This is a genomic window from Pseudomonas sp. S3_C06 (assembly GCF_054667675.1).
This window is the reverse complement of record NZ_CP162747.1, coordinates 978,670-997,462: the sequence shown is the minus strand read 5'-3', so window position 1 is coordinate 997,462 and position 18,793 is coordinate 978,670. Positions and strand designations below refer to the sequence as shown.

Genomic DNA, 18,793 nt, shown 5'->3' with positions numbered 1-18,793 from the left:
TGACTAATGCGGCGGGCGGAAAAAAACAAGGGCGCCGCGGATTTCCGGGCGCCCTTGGTATTGGTTAAGCAATTGATCGTCTGTAACTCAGAACTTGTACTTGGCAGTCAGCATGTAGCTGCGTGGGTTGCCATAGTTATCGTTGGAGCCCCACGTGACATTGGAGCCAATGGCGGAGTAATAGACGCGGTCAAAGATATTGTTCGCATTGACCTGCAGATCCAGGTGTTTGTTGACTTCGTACCCGGCCATCAGGTCGGTGACCGCATAGCCACCCTGTTCCAGGCGGTAGCTACCGTTATTGGCGAGGGCGACATCGTTGTACATGCGGCTCTGCCAGTAAACGTTGCCACCCACGCGCAGGTGTTGCAGCGGACCCTGGAAGCGGTACACGGTGGACACTTTGAACAGATGCTCTGGCGTGTCGGTTTCGAAACGCTGATTGTTGTTGGCCGGGTTTTCGTCCTTGATGTAGTGCGCGCGGGTGTAGGTGTAGCCGGCGCCGACCTGCCAGTTGTCGGTCAGGGCGCCTTGCAATTCCATATCGACGCCTTGGCTGCGCACCTTGCCCGATGAGTTGTAGCAGGTCATGACCGGGCAGCCGAACTGGTTGTCGGCCAGAGTGGAACGGCCGGTCTGGTCCATCTGGAACACTGCCAGACTGGCGTTGAGGGCGCCGTTGAAGTACTCGCCCTTGATGCCGACTTCGTAGTTTTCACCGACGATCGGGTCGAGCACTTTGCCGCCGAGATCCTTCTGGGTCTGCGGGGTGAAGATATCGGTGTAGCTGGCGTACACCGAGTGGTGGTCGTCAAGTTTGTAGATCAGGCCGGCATAGCGGGTGAGGTTGCGGGTGACCTTGTAGTCGCCATCGCCGGAGCGGTCATCGTAGTCATACCAGTCGAGACGGCCGCCGAGGATCAGCGTCAGTGGATCGGCCAGGCTCAGGCGGGTGGTCAGGTACACGGCATCCTGGGTGGTGACGTTGCGGGTTTTGCCGTCCCGCACGAAGTCAGGTTTGGGTGCGCCAATCGGCCAGGCGGTGGTGTACGGGTCGTATTCCTTGGTGGTCGCGTCATACACCCGGTTGCTGGCGCCGACGACCAGTTCGTGGCTGCGGCCGAACGCTTCGAACGGGCCACTGGCGAACACATCGAGCGAGCGCTGCTTGTCAGTGTGATGGGATTGATAGGCCGTGGTTTCCAGCGGGCCGGCGTAACGCGACAGGTAAGTCCCGGAGAACTCGCCGTCGAGGGTTGAGGTCGAGCCGGCAACGTGCAGTTTCCAGTCGTTGTCGAAACGATGTTCCACTTCACCGAACACGGTGTCGATTTGCAGCTTGCGGTTTTCCCAATCGGTGCCCGGGTAGGTGGAGCGGGGCAGATCGAGGTGATGGCCATTGGTGCCGATCGGCAGGCCGCCCCAGAAATAGTTGGTTTGTTCATTCTGCCGCGAGAAACCGAGGGTCGCAGTGGTGCTGTCGCTCAGGTCGGCTTCACCGATGGCGTAGAACAAGCCATGGTCGTTCTCTTCCTTGTCGCGGAAACTGTCGGCGCCCTGATAGGAGCTGACCACGCGACCACGCAAGGTGCCGCTTTCGTTCAACGGGCTGGAAGCGTCGATCTCGCCACGGTAGTCATCCCAACTGCCGGCGGCACCGGTGAGGGTCACGCGTTGATCGGCCGTCGGGCGTTTGCGCACCAGGTTGATCGCCGCCGAAGGGTTGCCGGCACCGGTGACCAGGCCGGTCGCACCACGGACGATTTCGACGCGGTCGAACATCGCCAGGTTCGGTTGCACCGCCATCGAGAACGGCGAGTACGAACTCGGCAGGCCGTCGTACATGATAGTGTCGATGTCGAAGCCGCGCGAACTGTAGGTCTGCCGGCCCGGGCCGCTGGCCTGGCTGAGGAACAACCCCGGCGTGCCTTTCACCACGTCGTTGATGCTGGTCATGTTCTGGTCGTCCATCCGTTGACGGGTAATCACCGTCACCGCCTGAGGCGTTTCGCGCATGGTCAGCGACAGTTTGGTCGCCGTGCGCATCGGGCCAGTGGTGTAGGACTGGGTGTCTTCGGTGGTGCTGCTCATCTGGGTGGCGCCGATTTCGGTCGCGTCTAGCTCCAGCGTGCCGGTCGCCGCGGCTTTTTCAGGCGTGGCGGGCGTTGTTTCATCGGCCAGTGCAGGTGCGACGCTGGCCATGCAAATGGCGAGCGCCAACAGGTTGGGCGAGAGGTTTGCGCGGCGGTGTAGGGTGTGAAACGACATCAATCTGCTTCCCCAAATGATACGAAAACGAATTAAGTGCGAGTGCTTGTAGGAATTATTCGCATTAGTGTGTCAGATCATTCCGGGTGAAGAAAGCCGTACGGCTCAGTTAGTTAATGAATTTTTCACAATTGACCGGAGGCTCTACCGCGAGGGATTGGCAGGGAAGTGGAGTTTTCGGGGGCGTGCGAGGGGTGAATCAAAGCGCAGCGGCCCGGCGCAAAAAAACTGCGCCGGCGCTGCTGATGGGGGACGCTCAGCGGATGAGCGTGAGGTGAAAAGGGCTCAGTTCAGATCTTCGGCCTGGTGCCGCTCGGGCACTTGAGTCGCCTCATCGCCCCACGTGCGATTGACGCGTTGCCCGCGAATGACGGCCGGCCGTTGGGCGATCTCCTCTGCCCAGCGCTGTACATGGGTGTATTCATGAGCCGCAAGAAACTCGGCGGCGGAGTAGACATTGTTGCGCACCAGTTGCCCGTACCACGGCCAGACCGCGATGTCGGCGATGGTGTAACGGTCACCCGCCAGGTAAGTGCTTTCGGCCAGACGTCGATCAAGCACATCCAGCTGCCGCTTGGCTTCCATGGTGAAGCGGTTGATCGGGTACTCCATCTTCTCCGGCGCATACGCATAGAAATGCCCGAAGCCGCCACCCAGATAAGGCGCTGCGCCCATCTGCCAGAACAGCCAGTTCAACGTTTCGCTACGGCCGGCCGGGTCTTTCGGCAGAAAAGCACCGAACTTTTCCGCCAGATACAGCAGGATCGAACCCGATTCGAACACACGGATCGGTGGCTCGACGCTGCGATCCAGCAGCGCCGGGATTTTCGAGTTCGGGTTGATCTCGACAAACCCGCTGGAAAACTGATCGCCCTCGCCAATGCGGATCAGCCACGCATCGTACTCGGCAGCGCTGTGCCCCAGCGCCAGCAGCTCTTCCAGCAGAATCGTCACTTTGACGCCGTTGGGCGTGGCCAGTGAATACAGCTGTAACGGGTGCTTGCCCACCGGCAGGGTCTTGTCATGGGTCGACCCGGCAATCGGCCGATTGATACTGGCGAACTGGCCACCGGACGGGGCTTCGTTTTTCCAGACCTGGGGCGGAACGTACGGCGCTTTGCTCATGTAAGGGGCCTCATCGTTGGCGAGTGGAAAAATACCTGCTGAGAATGGACAGGACACCACAGAACCCGCTTGCTGTTCCAGAGCGCGATGGATTTCTGTGCTTGCAATTGCCCACGGCACTGAGACTGGCCAAATCACCACGGCCGTTTGAGAACTGCGCCAATAGCACAGCCTTCAGGACATGGCTGAGCGAAGCGATGAGCGCTTGCTCGCGTCAGCACGACGGTGGTCTGCTGTGCGATTGAGCGGTCGCGTCATTCATTTCGCGCGCATATAACGTACCCATTCGCTGGCTTTTCTGAAGCCATAAAACCCCAGGATCGAGACGGCGATGACCGCGATCATCGGCCCGATCACACCCAGCCCTGTGGTCATCTGGGCGTAAGCAGCGAGGGACAGGCCAAGCACCGCATAGCCGGCGAGGTACTTCCTGTAAGCGATCAAGAGCATTGGCGCCATCAGGACGACAAACAGATGAGTGGCGATGGTGATCAGTATTTCTGCGATCAATTGAACAGGCACGCTGCCCATGGATGCCTGAGCCATGGTTATTTCGGCGTCATACAGAAATATCTGCAACGCAATGACAGGTATCGCGGCCATTACCAGCGCAAGGAAAGCCGCTTTTTTTGAGAGTTTCATCTGATCTCGGGTTTCCAAAGGGTGAAGCAACGTCTGATGAAGAATCTTTCAGGCTCAGCGCTGCGGCCATTGATCCTTGATTTCAAACCACGGCGCCTTCGACGTCACTTCGACGTGCTGCTGTTTTTCCGTGGTGAACGTCGTGTCCAGCGTGCCCAGGGCTACCGAAATCCAGTCGCGGCACTCACCCTGATTGTTTGCCCAGAACAGCGACGAGCCGCAGTTCAGGCAAAACTGGCGCTGTACCGATTGCGAAGACTGATAGGCCTTGAGCTGTTCGGCGCCCTCCAGCAGTTCCAGGTTCTGACGCAGTACGCTGCCATAACTGGCAAACGCTGCGCCGTGGCTTTTGCGGCATTGGCTGCAATGGCAGTGCGAAAGCGCTTTGGGCCGTGAGCGGATCTGGTATTTCACCGCTCCGCACAGGCAGCTGCCCCGGAAGGTCTGAGGGGAGGGCGTGAGCATTGTTATCGGGGATCCTGGTAAGTGATGGCTGGTTTCAAGCGGTCAGGTGAAGGCGCCAGAAACCCGGTAATCAGGGAAATTACCTGTTGCTGGATCTCTGCGCGTGGGCGGCCGCCCTCGCCATCGGTGCAGATGATGCTGTCGCCCGGTACATCCTCGTCGAGCATGGCCACGGCGCCAGGTTTGCAGATTGCCATGAAACTGAAGTGACTGGCGTCGCTGATCTCGACGAAACGCGATGAGGTTTTTGGCAGGCGTTTGGCGAGATCGACGGATTCCAGTTCAGCGGGCAGTTCCTTCGACGGCACGCCGGCAGCGATCACCAGGATCGGCACGGGGTAGTTTGCCAGGCTGGCATCGGTCATCCCGCGCGACAGACCCAGGTCCAGTGAAACCACGGCAGTGACGCGCTTGTCACGCCAGTCGGCCGCCAACCGGGCTTTCGATTGCGCGGTGCTTGCAGTGTTCATCTGCAGGTATGCCGTGCAACTGGCCAGTTGCGGATGGATTTTGCAGTCTTCGGCAAAACGCTCGGGGTCGAAGCGTGCGCCGCCGGCTTCGAGCACGGTCCAGCCGCCGAGAGAATGGCCGACGATGGCAATGCGATCCTTGGCCACCGCGCCGAATTTTTCCGGTTGCGCCGTCACCGCGTCGATGGCGCGGCTGAGGTCGACCGGACGTTGCCACAGTTGTGCCGCCGCTTGTGGGCTGCGATCGCGGCTGGTGGTGCCGGGATGGTTGACTGCCGCGACGATGTAACCCTGATGCGCCAGCGCACTGGCCAGCCAGGTCTGGTTGATCCAGCTTCCGCCGTTGCCGTGGGAAATCACTATCAAGGGATGCTCGCCCTTGGCGGCCGGGGCATCAAGCACCGCAGGTGCGCCAACGAATACCGGGTTGTCGCCGAACAATTGCGGCGTCGCATCGGTGGTCGCACTCGGGTACCAGACGACCATTTCCACTGGGCGCTCATTGCTTGGATCCGCCAGCGTGGCGTATTGGAAACCGACGGGTCGGGTGTCAGCGAATGCGTAGCTGCTCAAGCAGATCAATAGCAGCGCGCCGAGAGATTTTTTCATTGTTGTTATCTTCCGTGATAGGCCGAATGGGCGAGGTAGACTTTGACTGATTTCGCGCGCTTCAGCGAGCCTCTTTGAGCCCTGCGTCTTAAACATTTTCCATTGGCCAGCGCGTGGCCAGATGCGCCGTCAGATAGTCCAGAAAGGCTTTGACCTTGGGCGTCATCGCCGCGCGTTCCTGTACGCAGGCGTAGATGTCCATTGGCTGGACGACGCTGTGTTCAAACAGCGGCACCAATTGCCCGCTCGCCAGATAAGGCGCTGCAACAAACTCCGCCAGTCGCGTGACCCCGGCGCCGTGCACAGCCATTTGCGCCAGGGCATCGATGTCATCACTGATGGCGGTGGCATTGATAGGGGCGTCGAAACGCTGGCCGTCGCGAACAAAACTCCAGCGCAGAAAACGCCCGTCCAAGGGATAACGAAAGGCCAGGCAAGCGTGGTTTTGCAGGTCATCGGGTGATTGCGGCCATCCAGCGCGCTGAAGATAGGCCGGCGCGGCGCACATGATGAAGGGCAGTGAAACGATCTTGCGCGCGACGATGCCGTCCTCCAGTTGCGGCTTGATTCGCAGGCTCAGGTCGATGCCGTCCTGGATATGGTTGATCTTGCCATTGGTGGTCGAGAGTTCGATCAGCAGGCGCGGGTGCAGTGCGCCAAAACTGGCGATCAGGGATGCCAGCACATGGCGGCCGAACGCTGAGGTGGAGGCAATGCTCAGCCGGCCTTGCAACTCGGTTTCATCGTGGCTGATCGAGCTTTGCGCGGCCTCCAGATCGGCGGCGATGCGCCGGACTTTCTCGTAGTACACCGCGCCGTTTTCGGTCAGCGCCATGCTGCGCGTGGTGCGTTGCAACAGGCGTACGCCGAGGTGCGCTTCCAGTCGATTGATCGTCTGGCTGACCGCCGCTGCACTGACGCCGAGAATTTTGGCGGCGCCGACAATCGAGCCGGCTTCGACCACTTTGATAAAACTGGCAATCGCCGCTAACAGATTCATCCATGTCCTGCCGAGGGTGGATTCGTAAGATCTGCTTTATAAAGTACCTGCGGTTGAGCGTCTAGTTGCGCTGGGTCGGCTTTGCTAACGTGCGGTCTCCCTGTCAATGGATGGAAAAGCCATATGAATCAAAGAACCAACGCCGAAGCCTTGATCATCGGTCGCCGCAAGCTGGCGCCGCGTGCCACGCCGTATGTGTTTGCGTTGTACATGGCGACGATCATGGCCTTTCTGATGTCGCTGGTGATCACTGCCGCCAACTCGGGCATTGATAACGACTACCTGAGTAATGCCTTGCACGCCTACAAGCTGGCGATGCCCGTGGCGTTTCTGTGCATCCTGGTCGTGCGGCCGATCGTGATCAAACTGGTGGCGTGGACGGTGCATCCGCATTGTTGAAAGGCCCCGTCTCAGCAGTGACTGTTCTGACGTCTTCGCGAGCAGGCTCGCTCCCACATTTAGACCGCGATTCCCTGTGGGAGCGAGCCTGCTCGCGAATGGCCTCACTGCCGACCCAGAGGTCTTATGGGGACCTCAGAAAAACTCGTCGAGCAACTGATAAAAGGCGATCCGCTGCTGATCCGGTTCCACACCATAGACCTCGAAAAACAGCGGCAGCCACTGCGCGCCGAGGTTGTCCGTGATGCTGTGGGCGGCCAGCGCCAAATCCTGATAACGGTCAGCGACGCCCAGTCGTCCACAGTCGACAAACCCACTGAAGCGGCCATTGGCGGCGAGCAGGTTGGGCAGGCATGCATCGCCATGAGTCACCACCAGATCTTCGTGCTCTGGGCGTGCGGCGAGCATCTGCTGGAACACGGCTTCGGCGGATTGGCCAATGCGCGAATCGTCGAAGTCCTCTTCATCGATCAATCCGGCGAGCAGGTGTTCGCGGGCCCGTGTGATCTTCTGCTCCAGACTGTGATCGAACGGGCAACTGTCGATCGCCACCGCGTGCAATGTGCGCAATGCCTGCGCCGCGAGCGCGACGATCTGCTCCGGCGAAAGGTGCTCGCTGCTGGCAAGATCCCGACCTGGCACGGCGGTCATCAACAGCCAGTTGTGTTGCGCTTCGGTGGTGGTGTCGAGCACACGCGGCGCCGGTAAATCCTGAGTCGCCATCCAGCGTAAGCGTTGCACTTCACCGGGCAACTCGCCCCAAGTCATCACTTGTTCGGTTTTGACGAACTGCGGCGCCGCCCCGGCAGGTGTAATCCGCCATACATCGGCGCGCGACTCGCCAATGGTCTGCTGTTCAATGGCCGCACCGGCAAATTGGCTGCGCCATGCTGCGGGGAAATCCATGTCTTTTGTCCTTGCGATTATCGAAGCGCGCATTGTGCCGCTCTGGCGGTTTGGTGCGCAAACAAGGATCGGTTCAGGGAAATCAATCGAAACTTCGCCGACAAGCCGACTGTCCAGACCCTTACAGCACACGGCGGATGTTCTGCCGGGACAGCTTCATGCAGCGGAGAAAGACGAGGATCAAGATGACCATGACCGTAGGAGATTTTCTGGTTGAGCGGCTCAGCCAATGGGGCGTCACGCGGATTTTTGGCTATCCGGGTGACGGCATCAACGGCGTGTTCGGCGCGCTCAGCCGGGCCAAGGGAAAAATCGAATTCATCCAGGCACGCCATGAAGAAATGGCCGCGTTCATGGCCTCGGCGCATGCCAAGTTCACTGGCGAGTTGGGTGTGTGCATCGCCACTTCCGGCCCCGGCGCTTCGCACCTGATCACCGGCCTCTACGATGCGCGCATGGATCACATGCCGGTGCTGGCCATCGTCGGCCAGCAGGCGCGCACGGCGCTCGGCAGTCACTATCAGCAAGAGCTTGATCTGGTGTCGATGTTCAAGGATGTCGCCGGAGCATTCGTGCAACAAGCGTCAGCGCCTTCGCAGGTTCGGCATCTGCTCGACCGTGCCGTGCGCACGGCCGTGGGCGAGCGTCGGGTGACCGCGCTGATTCTGCCCAACGATTTGCAGGATCTGAAATACGAAGCACCCGCGCGCGCCCATGGCACTGCGCATTCCGGTGTGGGTTATACGAAACCCAAAGTGTTGCCTTATGACGCCGATCTGCAGCGTGCCGCCGACGTTTTGAACGCGGGCGAAAAGGTCGCGATTCTGGTTGGCGCCGGGGCATTGCAAGCGACTGATGAAGTCATCGCGGTGGCGGAAAAACTCGGCGCCGGCGTCGCCAAAGCGCTGTTGGGTAAAGCCGCGCTGCCGGACGATTTGCCTTGGGTCACCGGCAGCATAGGCCTGCTCGGCACTGAACCGAGCTACAAGCTGATGAACGAATGCGACACCTTGCTGATGATCGGTTCGGGCTTTCCCTACGCGGAGTTTTTGCCCAAGGAGGGTCAGGCCCGTGGCGTGCAGATCGATTTGCAGCCCGACATGCTCAGCCTGCGCTATCCGATGGAAGTCAATCTGGTCGGAGATTCGGCGGAAACCCTCGCGGCGTTGTTGCCGCTACTCGAACAGAAAACCTCAAACAAGTGGCGCAAGAAAGTCGAAGGCTGGCGCGGGAGCTGGGAGAAAACCCTGGAAAAACGCGCGATGGCCAAAGCCGACCCGGTCAACCCGCAAAGGGTGGTGTATGAGCTGTCGCCGCGCCTGCCCGATGAGGCAATCGTCACCAGCGATTCGGGCTCGTGCGCCAATTGGTTTGCCCGTGACCTGAAAATCCGCCGTGGCATGCAGTGCTCATTGTCCGGCGGACTTGCGTCCATGGGCGCTGCGGTGCCTTACGCGATTGCCGCCAAATTCGCCTACCCCGAGCGTGCAGTGATCGCACTGGTGGGCGACGGTGCGATGCAGATGAACAACATGGCCGAACTGATTACCGTCGCCAAGTATTGGCGGCAATGGTCGAGCCCGAAATGGATCTGCGCGGTGTTCAACAACGAGGACCTCAATCAGGTGACGTGGGAGCAGCGGGTGATGGAGGGCGATCCAAAGTTCGAAGCTTCGCAAAGTATTCCGGACGTGCCTTATCACTTGTTTGCCATTTCCATTGGCCTGAAGGGCATTTTTGTCGATCGCGAAGAAGACGTCGCCGCTGCCTGGGAAAAGGCACTGGCCTCGGAAGTGCCGGTGGTGATCGAGTTCAAGACTGACCCCAACGTGCCGCCGTTGCCGCCGCACATCAAACTTGAGCAGGCGAAGAAATTCGCCACGACGTTGCTCAAGGGCGATCCGGATGAGGCCGGGGTGATCATGCAAACCGCCAAGCAGGTGCTCGGCTCGGTATTGCCCGGGAAAAAATAACCGGTTAGCGAGCAGGCTTGATCGTTCCCACGCTCTGCGTGGGAATGCCTCTAGGGACGCTCTGCGTCCAGTGACGCGGAGCGTGACGGGCTGCATTCCTTTGCTGCGCGTGGGAACGATCACCGATCGAGTGGGCACGACAAGAGGTGAGTTTATGATTTTCGTGGGCTGTGCAGGCTGGAGTCTGGGGCGCGAGCATTGGCCGGCATTTCCCGTAGAGGGCACGCATTTACAGCGCTATGCCGGGCGCCTCAACGCCGTGGAAATCAACAGTTCGTTCTACCGCCCGCACCGTCGGCAAACCTATGAGCGCTGGGCCGATGGCGTACCTGAGGCCTTTCGCTTTTCGGTGAAAATGCCCAAACACATTACCCATGAATTACGCCTGGCAGGCTGCGAGGCGACGCTGGACAAGTTTCTGGCTGAGTGCGGCGGGTTGGGCGAGCGCCTGGGCTGCTTATTGGTGCAATTGCCGCCATCGCTGGTGTTCGAAGAAGCCAGCGCCTACGCCTTTTTCACGACGTTGCGTCAGCGGTTTTCCGGCCCTGTGGTGCTTGAGCCACGGCATGCATCGTGGGTCAGCGCTGAGCCAATGTTGAAGACTTGTCAGATCGCCCAAGCGGCCGTCGATCCCTCGCGCATCAGCAGTGATGCTGCGCCCAGTGGCTGGGCGGGAACCCGATATTGGCGCCTGCACGGTTCACCGCGCATCTACCACAGCGCCTATGATTCACTTTACTTGCAAAACCTCGCACAAGCCTTGCAGTCAGCGGCTGCTGCAGGTGCGGCGACCTGGTGTATTTTCGACAACACCGCCAGCGGCGCAGCACTGAGCAACGCCTTGACGCTTGCGCAGATTCGCGCGGCCGTGAAACTCAACTTGGCGAAGAAGCCCTCACCCTAACCCTCTCCCAGAGGGAGAGGGGACTGACCGAGGTGTTTGTGCAAGTTACGCCGACTTGAAAGACCGAGCTGAATGCAAGATTTGAAAAGCACACAAATCGGCTCCCTTTCCCCCTCTCCCCGCGGGGAGAGGGCTGGGGTGAGGGGGGAGATCGAACAGACTGTTGCGATCGCCTTCAATACCACTAATTACCGTCGGCCACTTTGCGTTCGATCTCATCGATCTTGCGCTGCAGCGTCTCGGCGTCCTGTTCCTTCACCCTTGTGGACGAAGGCGTGATGACTTCATCCACGGCTTCGCTGTCATCGTCCCGGTCTTCAAGATCGCGCTCGACTACGTTCACCGGTTTGCCGGACGTATCGGTGGGCGGGGCGTTCGGGGTTTTATCGTCGCTGTTCATATTGGTGACCTCCAGTGGTGTAAACATTGGAGGCAGGCAGTGCGGCAGGCGTTCGATATTTTTGCCGGGTTGTGCCGAATGGCGCCCTCCCGCGAGAGGGCGCGCTGACGGTTTTCAGTCCTTGAGAATGTCGCGATCCTTGGTTTCCGGCAGGAAGAACGTGCCGAGTACCGCCGTCATCACCGCGATCACGATCGGGTACCACAGCCCGTAATAGATATCCCCCGTGGCGGCGACCATGGCGAACGCCACCGTCGGCAGGAAACCACCGAACCAGCCGTTACCAATGTGATACGGCAGCGACATCGAGGTGTAGCGGATGCGGGTCGGGAACAGCTCGACCAGCCACGCCGCGATCGGGCCGTAGACCATGGTTACGTAGATCACCAGCACGGTGAGCAGGAGCAGGACCATCGGGTAGTTGGTTTTCGCCGGGTCGGCTTTCTCCGGATAACCGGCCTCCTTGAGTGCTGTGCCGAGGGTCGCGGTGAACGCATCATTGCGCGTCTTGAAGTCGGCGGCTGGCAGGGCGCTGCCTTCAAAACTCTCGACGACTTTGTCACCGATGCGCACTTGCGCGATGGTGCCCGGCTCCGCAATCACGTTCTCATAGGGAATCGCCCGTTTTGCCAGCAAGGTCTTCGCCAGGTCGCAGGAACTGGTGAATTTGGCCTTGCCCACCGGGTCGAACTGGAACGAGCACTGGTCGGGGTTGGCGATGACTTTGACCGGGTTCTTCTCCTGGGCGATGAACACGTCGGGGTTACCGTATTGGGTCAGCGCATGAAAGATCGGGAAGTAGGTCAGCGCCGCCAGAATGCAGCCGACCATGATGATCGGCTTGCGCCCGATACGATCAGAGAGGCTGCCGAAAATCACGAAGAACGGCGTGCCGATCAGCAGTGAACCGGCGATCAGCAGATTGGCGGTCTGCGGGTCGATCTTCAGCGTTTGCAGCAGGAAAAACAGCGCATAGAACTGCCCGGTGTACCAGACCACCGCTTGCCCGGCCGTGCCGCCAAGCAGCGACATGATCACCACTTTGAGGTTGTCCCAGCGCGCGAAGGACTCGGTCAGTGGCGCTTTCGACGCCTTGCCTTCGGCCTTCATCTTCTGGAACACCGGTGATTCGCTCAGTTGCAGGCGAATGTACACCGAGACGATCAGCAGCAGGATCGACAGCAGAAACGGAATCCGCCAGCCCCACGCTTCGAAGGCTTCGGTGCCCAGTGCGGTGCGGCAGGCGAGGATCACCAGCAACGAAAGGAACAGGCCAAGCGTTGCAGTGGTTTGAATCCACGAGGTGAAGAACCCGCGTTTGTTGCGCGGCGCGTGTTCGGCCACGTAGGTCGCAGCCCCGCCATACTCGCCACCGAGCGCCAGGCCTTGCAATAGACGCAGGGTGATCAGGATGACGGGTGCGGCGACACCTATGGTCGCGTAGCCAGGCAATATACCGACAATGGCTGTCGAGATGCCCATGATGACGATGGTGATTAGGAATGTGTGTTTGCGTCCGATCATGTCGCCGAGCCGGCCGAACACGATCGCCCCGAACGGCCGCACCGCGAAGCCGGCGGCAAAGGCGAGCAGAGCAAAGATGAACGCGGTGGTTTCGTTGACGCCGGCGAAGAAATGCTTGGCAATGATCGCCGCCAGTGAGCCGTAGAGGTAAAAGTCGTACCACTCGAAAACCGTGCCCAAGGACGAAGCGAAGATGACCTTGCGCTCCTCCTTGGTGATGCCGCCGCTGCGCGGTGGACTGCCGGTGGATGCTGTGTCGATTGTGGGCATGGGTGTTCTCCGTCGTGCTTATTGTCGTAGGCCGGAGTCCCCCGTTACCGCTTATCGCACTCTGGCCTTGTGGCGTATGCCGCAACTGCTCTCGCGTGAAACTTGCACAGTCTGACCGCCTCGCATCGCTGCCAGGTTTCCTGAAGCATAATCAGCTTTTGCCAGATATCCACCCGCCGGCCCGTGCATCAGGCCTTGACCCAGCGCTGACGACTCCACGCACTCAGCCAGTCGACCACAAACACCAGCACCAGCATTGCCAGAATCACCGTACTCGCCTGCGCTTCCTGAAACAGGCTGAGACTCACATAGAGCATCTGCCCAAGCCCGCCGGCACCGACAAAACCCAGCACGCTGGCCATGCGGATGTTGTTTTCCCAGCGATACAGAATGTAGGCGAGCAGTTGCGGCGCAAGGTTCGGCAGCGTGCCGTAACAGAAGGCAAGGAGCGGATTGCCGCCCTGCAAACGAATGGCTTCGGCCGGTTGCGGCGGCGTATTTTCCAGAGCTTCGGCAAACAACCGGCCAAGCACGCCGGTGGTGTGCAGGGCGAGGGCGAGGGTGCCGGCGTTCGGGCCGAGGCCAGCGGCAAGCACCATCAGCGCCGCCCAGACCAGTTCCGGAATCGCCCGCAAGGCGTTGAGCAGCAAGCGCGAGGCACTTTGCAGCGGCCAGCCGAAACGCCCGGCGGCGGGCAGCGCCAGGGCGATACCGAACACCGCGGCGAGCAACGTGCCGAGGGCCGACATGGCCAACGTTTCCAGCGAACCGTGGAAGATTGCCTTGAGGTAATCGGCGCTCAGATCCGGGCTCAGAAAGCGCTGCACATACGCGCCCATCTGCTTGAGGCTGGTGGCGCTGCCCAGTTCGCCAAGATCCAGCCCCAGATAAACGAAGGAAGCGATCACCGCCAGCGCAATACCGGCGATCAGCAGCAGGTTGAGCAAACGATTCATGTCAACCTCCAGCGCAGCAAGCGGCTGAGTTGATCGGCGGCCAACACCAGAATCAGGAAGCACAGCAGAATACTGGCGACTTCACCGCCGGCGAACATGCGGATCGACAGGTCGATCTGCTGACCCAAGCCTCCGGCGCCAACAAACCCCATCACCACGGATGCGCGGATCGCGCATTCCCAGCGATAGACCGTATACGACAGCAGTTCCGACGCAACATTGGGCAACGTGCCGTAAGCAAACGCCGCCAACCGGCCGCTGCCGGCCTGCAACAACGCGTGTGCCGGGCGCTGATCAGTGGATTCGAAAATCTCCGCGTAAACCTTGCCCAGCATGCCGCTGTACGTGATGGCGATCGCCAACACACCTGCCGCCGGACCAATTCCAACAGCGCGCACAAACAACAGCGCCCAGACAATTTCCGGCACGCTGCGCAAAAAGATCAGCAAACCGCGAACCGGCCAGCGCAGCAGACGCCCCAGTCGGCTCGGCACGCCACCGCGCGAGGCGGCGGACAGCGACAGCGCGCGACTGGCAATCAGGCCCGCCGGTACCGCCAGCAACAGCGCCAAAGCCATGCCGGCGGTGGCGATAGCCAAGGTTTGCAGAGTGGCTTTGAGCAGTAATTGGAGAAACGCTTGGTCGTGTGCAGGTGGCCAGAATTGCGCGACAAAACGGCCCATTTCATTCTGGCTGTCGGGCAGCAATACACCCAAATTCAGCTCGCTGAGCTGAACGCCCGGCCACAGCAAGGCTATCGCCAGCAACGTCAGCATCAATCGCGGCCACGCCGCCGGATCCCGTGAATCGGCTTTCAGCATCGGGGGATCTGCACAGTCAAAGGCGTCACCGCAGCCGTCGGCGATTGCAGTTTTTCGTTGGCGTACAGCGCATCGAGCATTTCATGGCTGACTTGTCCGGAAGGGCTGTCGAACAGAATCTGCCCGTCGCGCAAACCGATGATCCGAGGGAAGTGCGACAACGCCAGATCCACCGCATGCAGGCTGGCCACCAGTGTCACGTTGTGCTCGCGAGCGTGGCGCGAGAGGATCGACAGGGTATGCCCGGCCATCACCGGGTCCATCGCTGACACCGGTTCATCAGCCAGCAGAATCTCCGGCGCCTGATACAACACCCGGGCAATCCCGACGCGTTGCAACTGGCCGCCAGACAGTTGCTGACAATGCGCGAACAACTTGTCACCCAGATCCAGCCGCGCCAACGCCGCGCGCGCACCCGCCACATCCAGTGGATGCAACAGGTTCAGAAGACTTTTGCCCAGACTCCATTGGCCGAGCTTACCGGCCAGCACCGCCGTGACCACGCGCTGACGCGGCGGCAACGGCGGTGCCTGATGCACCAGACCGATTCGCGCACGCAGGCGTTGACGCTGGCGGGCGGACAAGTGCCAGGCGCGCTCACCCAACACTTCAACTTCACCGCTGCTGGGCCGCAACGCGGTGGCCAGCAGGTTGAGCAAACTCGATTTGCCAGCCCCGGACGGGCCTATGATGGCGACCTGTTCACCAACGCCAATCTGCAAGTCGACACCGCGCAGGGCGTCGACTCCATTGGCGTGGCGCAGGCTGCCCTGGTTGAGGCTCAGGGTCATTTCAGCAGTTCGGCAGCGCGGGCGGCTTCCTCGATGCCCTTGTAGTTCTCAGGCTTGGTGTCGATAAAACGGCTGGCGGCTTGCAGATCAAGAATCTTCTTTTGCTCAGGGTTGGCCGGGTCCAGATCGAGGAAGGCTTTCTTGATCTTCGCCGCCAGAGCCGGATCGAGGGTGCCGCGCACGGTCCAGTTGTAATCGAAGTAGGTCGGCGTGGTGGCGAAGACTTTGACCTTGGTGGTGTCGACCTTGCCGGCGTCGACCAGTTTCTGCCAGACGCTGGCGTTCAGTACACCGGCGTCGACCTTGCCGGCCTGCACCCAGGCCACGGTGGCATCGTGCGCGCCGGAGTAGGCGACACGGCTGAAATACGCCTCAGGCTTGATGTTGTCGTTTTTCAGCATGAAGTAACGCGGCATCAGGCTGCCGGAGGTCGACGACACCGAACCGAAAGCGAAGGTCTTGCCTTTCAGATCCGCCAGGCTTTTCACGTTCGGGTCAGCAGTGATGAATTTGCTCGTGAACTGCGCGTCCTGTTCGCGCTGAACCAGCGGAATGACTGGCGTCGTTGCATCAGTCTTTAAACGCGCCTGCACAAAGGTAAAACCGCCGAGCCAGGCCATGTCGAGGCGATCGGTCGCCAAGGCTTCAACCACTGCCGGGTAATCGGCCACCGGCACGAACTGCACCTTCATGCCCAGTTGCTGCTCCAGATAGGCACCCAGCGGCTCGAATTTGCGCAGCAGTTCGGTCGGCGCTTCATCGGGAATCGCGCTGACGCGCAAAACGTCGGCGGCTTGCACCATCAAAGTCGAAAAGGACAGGGCCAGGCCGGCGGTCAGTGCCAGTGTTCGTTTGAGCATGGAATTCTCCGTTTCGTGAGCGTCAAAAAGTGTGAAGAGCTGAATCAGGGCGCTACGTGAGGGTAGACGAATCGGCGAGGTTATACGTATTCCCACGCGCAAAGACCAGCGCCATCAGGGCTGGAGTGGTCAAAAACGTTCGTCGAGTATCGCCGGGAGCGTGAGCTCTTTGACGTAGCTGGCCGCAGACAGGCTCAGGATCATGCGCACTACCTGAAGGACATCGTGTACGGGAATCAATTGACCCTCGCCACGCTGCGCCGCCAGATCTGGCGGGGTGCTCAGCGGATCCTCTGTATTCAGATACCCAAGGTTCAGGCAGGTCACCGCCAGACGCTGGTGTCGGTAGCCTTCGCGCAATGAATCGGCAATCCCGCGCAGAGCGAATTTCGAGGCACCGAAAGCGACTTCCGGGCGTCCGCTTTGTGGCAGGCCCGAGGTTGATCCGGTGAGGATGATTCTGGGTTGGGCGCTTTTCAGCAGCAGAGGGAGCAGACGTTTGATCAGCAGGATTGTTGAGGTGATGTTGCAACTGACGATGGCTTGCACTTCCTCGTCCGGGGAATCGAGAAGCGCATAGGCTGGATCGAAGGCCAAGGTTTCCCAGATGCCGAGGTTGTAAATCAATGTATCCAGACCATCCTTGGCGACTGCCTGCTCAATGGTATGCGCCGCTTTCGCCGCAAACATCAGGTCGGCCTCTACCCAGCGTACGTTGCGCTCGGCATCGACGATCAAGTCCTCGGGGCGCGTGCGGGAAACACCGATCAGCGTGTCTCCCGCGTTCCCCAAACCATCAATCAAAGCTCTACCCAAGCCCTTGCTGGCACCGACCACCAAAATGTTCATCGATCGTCTCCCTGATCTGAATGCTGATGTGGGACAGCATGCAAGCAGACGACCTCTGAAATGGCAAACGAATGGGTGTGTCCGGATATTTACGGCAGTTTGGCGATCACCTTGATCTCGAAATCAAAGCCATACAGCCACGTCACACCAATCGCGGTGGCAGTCGGGTGCGGCGCCTCGCCCCAAAATTCCGTCAGCACCAGATTCCAGATAGTTTCGAACTTCGACTGCGGATCAACGATGAACACGGTGACGTCGACCACGTCGTCGAACGTGCAACCGGCTTCATTGAGGATTGCATTCAAATTGGTGAAAGCCTGACGCACCTGGTTCTCCAGGTCCGGCTCGGGCGTGCCGTCCTCGGTGCTGCCGACTTGTCCCGAAACAAACAGAAAACCGTTGGAACGCACCGCCGGCGAATAACGATGGCGCTCGTAAAGGGCGCGGCGGGCAGGGGGGAAAACAACATCGCGCTGGGTCATGGTGTGTCTCCATCAGTGAGTTGATGGAGCCACTGTAGGTATTTGCAGACGGGCGATAAACGCGCAAGCTTGGCGTTCACTGTTTGTGAAATCCAAACAATCGAGGGCGCACCTTGGACCGTTTTGACGCAATGCAGGCGTTCGCCCGGGTGGTCGAGGCCGGAAGTTTCACCAAAGCCGCCGAAACCCTGCACATGAGCAAAACCACCGTGACGCAACTGGTTCAACAGTTGGAGGCACGGCTGCGGGTCAAGCTGCTCAACCGCACAACGCGCAAGGTCAACGTCACCACCGATGGCGCGGTTTATTACGAGCGAGTGATTAAGTTGCTGGCGGATATGGACGACGCCGAAACCAGCCTGCCCGGCGCGGCGGCGTTGCCCAAGGGGCGGCTACGCGTGGACGTACCGAGTCCGCTGGCACGGCTGATTCTGGTGCCGGCCCTGCCTGAGTTTCACGCGCGTTATCCGGATATCCAGATCGACATGGGCGTCAGCGACCGCATCGTCGACATTATTGATGAGAATGTCGATTGCGTGGTGCGCGGTGGCGAGCTTATGGACTTGTCGCTGATGGCGCGCAAGGTCGCCGATCTGCAGTTGGGTGTATTCGCCGCACCGCAATATCTGGCACGCGCGGGCACACCTGCGCATCCACGGGAGCTGGAAGGCAGCCATCATCGGGTGGTCGGTTTCCTCTGGGCACGTACCGGCAAACCGGTGCCGTATGCCTTGCACAACGCCAGTGAAAACCTGCAAATCAAAGGCCGTCACGTGCTCGCGGTCGATGATGGTAATGCCTACCTCGCGGCAGGTCTGGCGGGCCTGGGCGTGCTGTGGCTGCCCAAATACATGTCTGCCGAACACGAGGCGCGCGGCGAACTGGTGCCGCTGTTCGAGGACTGGAAACTCGAGTCGATGCCGCTCTACATCGCGTATCCACCGAACCGCCATGTCAGCCTGAAACTGCGAGTGTTCATCGACTGGATTGTCGAGGTGATGGCGCAGCATGACCCGTTGATCGATCGGCTGGGGGTGCGGTCAACGACAGGTGATTGACTCTGACGCCATTCGAGCCAA

General features: G+C 60.1%; 19 protein-coding genes. 4 read left to right on the top strand and 15 right to left on the bottom strand.

Going from position 1 to position 18,793, the window contains the following annotated elements; genetic code table 11:
* Positions 1–87: 87 nt before the first annotated feature.
* From AB4N44_RS04275 to AB4N44_RS04250, 6 genes are all read right to left on the bottom strand, one after another.
* Positions 88–2,268 carry a TonB-dependent siderophore receptor gene (locus tag AB4N44_RS04275; RefSeq protein WP_127928235.1) on the bottom strand — a complete coding sequence of 727 codons (2,181 nt, stop codon included), beginning with the start codon at positions 2,266–2,268 and terminating at the stop codon, positions 88–90.
* Positions 2,269–2,553: 285 nt separating this feature from the next.
* Positions 2,554–3,393: a glutathione-dependent disulfide-bond oxidoreductase gene (yghU, locus tag AB4N44_RS04270; RefSeq protein WP_316916515.1), complete on the bottom strand. Its 840-nt coding sequence runs from the start codon at positions 3,391–3,393 to the stop codon at positions 2,554–2,556.
* A gap of 258 nt (positions 3,394–3,651) precedes the next feature.
* Positions 3,652–4,035 carry a hypothetical protein gene (locus AB4N44_RS04265; protein ID WP_316916514.1) on the bottom strand — a complete coding sequence of 128 codons (384 nt, stop codon included), beginning with the start codon at positions 4,033–4,035 and terminating at the stop codon, positions 3,652–3,654.
* A 54-nt stretch (positions 4,036–4,089) separates the two neighbouring features.
* The gene (locus AB4N44_RS04260; RefSeq protein ID WP_127928228.1) at positions 4,090–4,500 is read right to left on the bottom strand and encodes a GFA family protein; all 411 of its coding nucleotides are present in this window, start codon (positions 4,498–4,500) and stop codon (positions 4,090–4,092) included.
* Between the two features lie 2 nt (positions 4,501–4,502).
* The gene (locus AB4N44_RS04255; protein ID WP_460110096.1) at positions 4,503–5,579 is read right to left on the bottom strand and encodes an alpha/beta hydrolase family protein; all 1,077 of its coding nucleotides are present in this window, start codon (positions 5,577–5,579) and stop codon (positions 4,503–4,505) included.
* A gap of 88 nt (positions 5,580–5,667) precedes the next feature.
* Positions 5,668–6,579 (bottom strand): LysR family transcriptional regulator, encoded by a 912-nt coding sequence (locus AB4N44_RS04250; protein ID WP_150751038.1) that lies wholly within the window; start codon positions 6,577–6,579, stop codon positions 5,668–5,670.
* A gap of 123 nt (positions 6,580–6,702) precedes the next feature.
* Here AB4N44_RS04250 and AB4N44_RS04245 point away from each other — a divergent pair, with 123 nt between their 5' ends.
* Positions 6,703–6,978, top strand: a complete 276-nt coding sequence (locus AB4N44_RS04245; RefSeq protein WP_127928222.1) for a DUF2798 domain-containing protein — start codon at positions 6,703–6,705, stop codon at positions 6,976–6,978.
* Between the two features lie 135 nt (positions 6,979–7,113).
* On the opposite strand, the gene AB4N44_RS04240 is transcribed toward AB4N44_RS04245, so the two are convergent.
* Positions 7,114–7,884 carry an APH(3')-II family aminoglycoside O-phosphotransferase gene (locus AB4N44_RS04240; RefSeq protein WP_316916511.1) on the bottom strand — a complete coding sequence of 257 codons (771 nt, stop codon included), beginning with the start codon at positions 7,882–7,884 and terminating at the stop codon, positions 7,114–7,116.
* Positions 7,885–8,069: 185 nt separating this feature from the next.
* Here AB4N44_RS04240 and AB4N44_RS04235 point away from each other — a divergent pair, with 185 nt between their 5' ends.
* Positions 8,070–9,857 (top strand): thiamine pyrophosphate-requiring protein, encoded by a 1,788-nt coding sequence (locus tag AB4N44_RS04235; protein WP_460110098.1) that lies wholly within the window; start codon positions 8,070–8,072, stop codon positions 9,855–9,857.
* A gap of 154 nt (positions 9,858–10,011) precedes the next feature.
* Positions 10,012–10,761: a DUF72 domain-containing protein gene (locus AB4N44_RS04230; protein WP_460110099.1), complete on the top strand. Its 750-nt coding sequence runs from the start codon at positions 10,012–10,014 to the stop codon at positions 10,759–10,761.
* 184 nt (positions 10,762–10,945) lie between these two features.
* Here the strand turns inward: AB4N44_RS04230 and AB4N44_RS04225 are convergent, their stop codons facing one another.
* From AB4N44_RS04225 to AB4N44_RS04190, 8 genes are all read right to left on the bottom strand, one after another.
* Complete coding sequence (locus tag AB4N44_RS04225) at positions 10,946–11,161, bottom strand: hypothetical protein (protein ID WP_127928216.1); 216 nt, start codon at positions 11,159–11,161, stop codon at positions 10,946–10,948.
* A gap of 114 nt (positions 11,162–11,275) precedes the next feature.
* Positions 11,276–12,955, bottom strand: coding sequence for an MFS transporter (locus AB4N44_RS04220; RefSeq protein WP_150774738.1), 1,680 nt, complete (start codon positions 12,953–12,955; stop codon positions 11,276–11,278).
* Between the two features lie 188 nt (positions 12,956–13,143).
* The gene (phnE, locus tag AB4N44_RS04215) at positions 13,144–13,911 is read right to left on the bottom strand and encodes a phosphonate ABC transporter, permease protein PhnE (RefSeq protein WP_127928212.1); all 768 of its coding nucleotides are present in this window, start codon (positions 13,909–13,911) and stop codon (positions 13,144–13,146) included.
* Positions 13,908–14,732 (bottom strand): PhnE/PtxC family ABC transporter permease, encoded by an 825-nt coding sequence (locus AB4N44_RS04210; RefSeq protein WP_127928210.1) that lies wholly within the window; start codon positions 14,730–14,732, stop codon positions 13,908–13,910. The genes phnE and AB4N44_RS04210 overlap by 4 nt, the downstream gene beginning before the upstream one ends.
* Positions 14,726–15,523 carry a phosphonate ABC transporter ATP-binding protein gene (locus AB4N44_RS04205; RefSeq protein WP_127928208.1) on the bottom strand — a complete coding sequence of 266 codons (798 nt, stop codon included), beginning with the start codon at positions 15,521–15,523 and terminating at the stop codon, positions 14,726–14,728. The genes AB4N44_RS04210 and AB4N44_RS04205 overlap by 7 nt, the downstream gene beginning before the upstream one ends.
* Positions 15,520–16,383 (bottom strand): putative selenate ABC transporter substrate-binding protein, encoded by an 864-nt coding sequence (locus AB4N44_RS04200; protein WP_160040426.1) that lies wholly within the window; start codon positions 16,381–16,383, stop codon positions 15,520–15,522. The genes AB4N44_RS04205 and AB4N44_RS04200 overlap by 4 nt, the downstream gene beginning before the upstream one ends.
* 129 nt (positions 16,384–16,512) lie before the next feature.
* On the bottom strand, positions 16,513–17,232 hold the full coding sequence (locus tag AB4N44_RS04195) for an SDR family NAD(P)-dependent oxidoreductase (protein ID WP_460110102.1): 720 nt from the start codon (positions 17,230–17,232) through the stop codon (positions 16,513–16,515).
* An 89-nt stretch (positions 17,233–17,321) separates the two neighbouring features.
* Complete coding sequence (locus AB4N44_RS04190) at positions 17,322–17,714, bottom strand: RidA family protein (protein ID WP_150751047.1); 393 nt, start codon at positions 17,712–17,714, stop codon at positions 17,322–17,324.
* A 113-nt stretch (positions 17,715–17,827) separates the two neighbouring features.
* Between AB4N44_RS04190 and AB4N44_RS04185 the strand changes: the two genes are divergently transcribed.
* Positions 17,828–18,772, top strand: a complete 945-nt coding sequence (locus AB4N44_RS04185) for a LysR family transcriptional regulator (protein ID WP_160040420.1) — start codon at positions 17,828–17,830, stop codon at positions 18,770–18,772.
* The last annotated feature ends 21 nt before the right edge of the window (positions 18,773–18,793 follow it).

What these genes read in the sequence shown, in the direction of transcription:
- AB4N44_RS04275 (WP_127928235.1), bottom strand. Translation starts at nt 2,268, where the DNA reads ATGTCGTTTCACACCCTACACCGCCGCGCAAACCTCTCGCCCAACCTG.
- yghU (WP_316916515.1), bottom strand. Translation starts at nt 3,393, where the DNA reads ATGAGCAAAGCGCCGTACGTTCCGCCCCAGGTCTGGAAAAACGAAGCC.
- AB4N44_RS04265 (WP_316916514.1), bottom strand. Translation starts at nt 4,035, where the DNA reads ATGAAACTCTCAAAAAAAGCGGCTTTCCTTGCGCTGGTAATGGCCGCG.
- AB4N44_RS04260 (WP_127928228.1), bottom strand. Translation starts at nt 4,500, where the DNA reads ATGCTCACGCCCTCCCCTCAGACCTTCCGGGGCAGCTGCCTGTGCGGA.
- AB4N44_RS04255 (WP_460110096.1), bottom strand. Translation starts at nt 5,579, where the DNA reads ATGAAAAAATCTCTCGGCGCGCTGCTATTGATCTGCTTGAGCAGCTAC.
- AB4N44_RS04250 (WP_150751038.1), bottom strand. Translation starts at nt 6,579, where the DNA reads ATGAATCTGTTAGCGGCGATTGCCAGTTTTATCAAAGTGGTCGAAGCC.
- AB4N44_RS04245 (WP_127928222.1), top strand. Translation starts at nt 6,703, where the DNA reads ATGAATCAAAGAACCAACGCCGAAGCCTTGATCATCGGTCGCCGCAAG.
- AB4N44_RS04240 (WP_316916511.1), bottom strand. Translation starts at nt 7,884, where the DNA reads ATGGATTTCCCCGCAGCATGGCGCAGCCAATTTGCCGGTGCGGCCATT.
- AB4N44_RS04235 (WP_460110098.1), top strand. Translation starts at nt 8,070, where the DNA reads ATGACCATGACCGTAGGAGATTTTCTGGTTGAGCGGCTCAGCCAATGG.
- AB4N44_RS04230 (WP_460110099.1), top strand. Translation starts at nt 10,012, where the DNA reads ATGATTTTCGTGGGCTGTGCAGGCTGGAGTCTGGGGCGCGAGCATTGG.
- AB4N44_RS04225 (WP_127928216.1), bottom strand. Translation starts at nt 11,161, where the DNA reads ATGAACAGCGACGATAAAACCCCGAACGCCCCGCCCACCGATACGTCC.
- AB4N44_RS04220 (WP_150774738.1), bottom strand. Translation starts at nt 12,955, where the DNA reads ATGCCCACAATCGACACAGCATCCACCGGCAGTCCACCGCGCAGCGGC.
- phnE (WP_127928212.1), bottom strand. Translation starts at nt 13,911, where the DNA reads ATGAATCGTTTGCTCAACCTGCTGCTGATCGCCGGTATTGCGCTGGCG.
- AB4N44_RS04210 (WP_127928210.1), bottom strand. Translation starts at nt 14,732, where the DNA reads ATGCTGAAAGCCGATTCACGGGATCCGGCGGCGTGGCCGCGATTGATG.
- AB4N44_RS04205 (WP_127928208.1), bottom strand. Translation starts at nt 15,523, where the DNA reads ATGACCCTGAGCCTCAACCAGGGCAGCCTGCGCCACGCCAATGGAGTC.
- AB4N44_RS04200 (WP_160040426.1), bottom strand. Translation starts at nt 16,383, where the DNA reads ATGCTCAAACGAACACTGGCACTGACCGCCGGCCTGGCCCTGTCCTTT.
- AB4N44_RS04195 (WP_460110102.1), bottom strand. Translation starts at nt 17,232, where the DNA reads ATGAACATTTTGGTGGTCGGTGCCAGCAAGGGCTTGGGTAGAGCTTTG.
- AB4N44_RS04190 (WP_150751047.1), bottom strand. Translation starts at nt 17,714, where the DNA reads ATGACCCAGCGCGATGTTGTTTTCCCCCCTGCCCGCCGCGCCCTTTAC.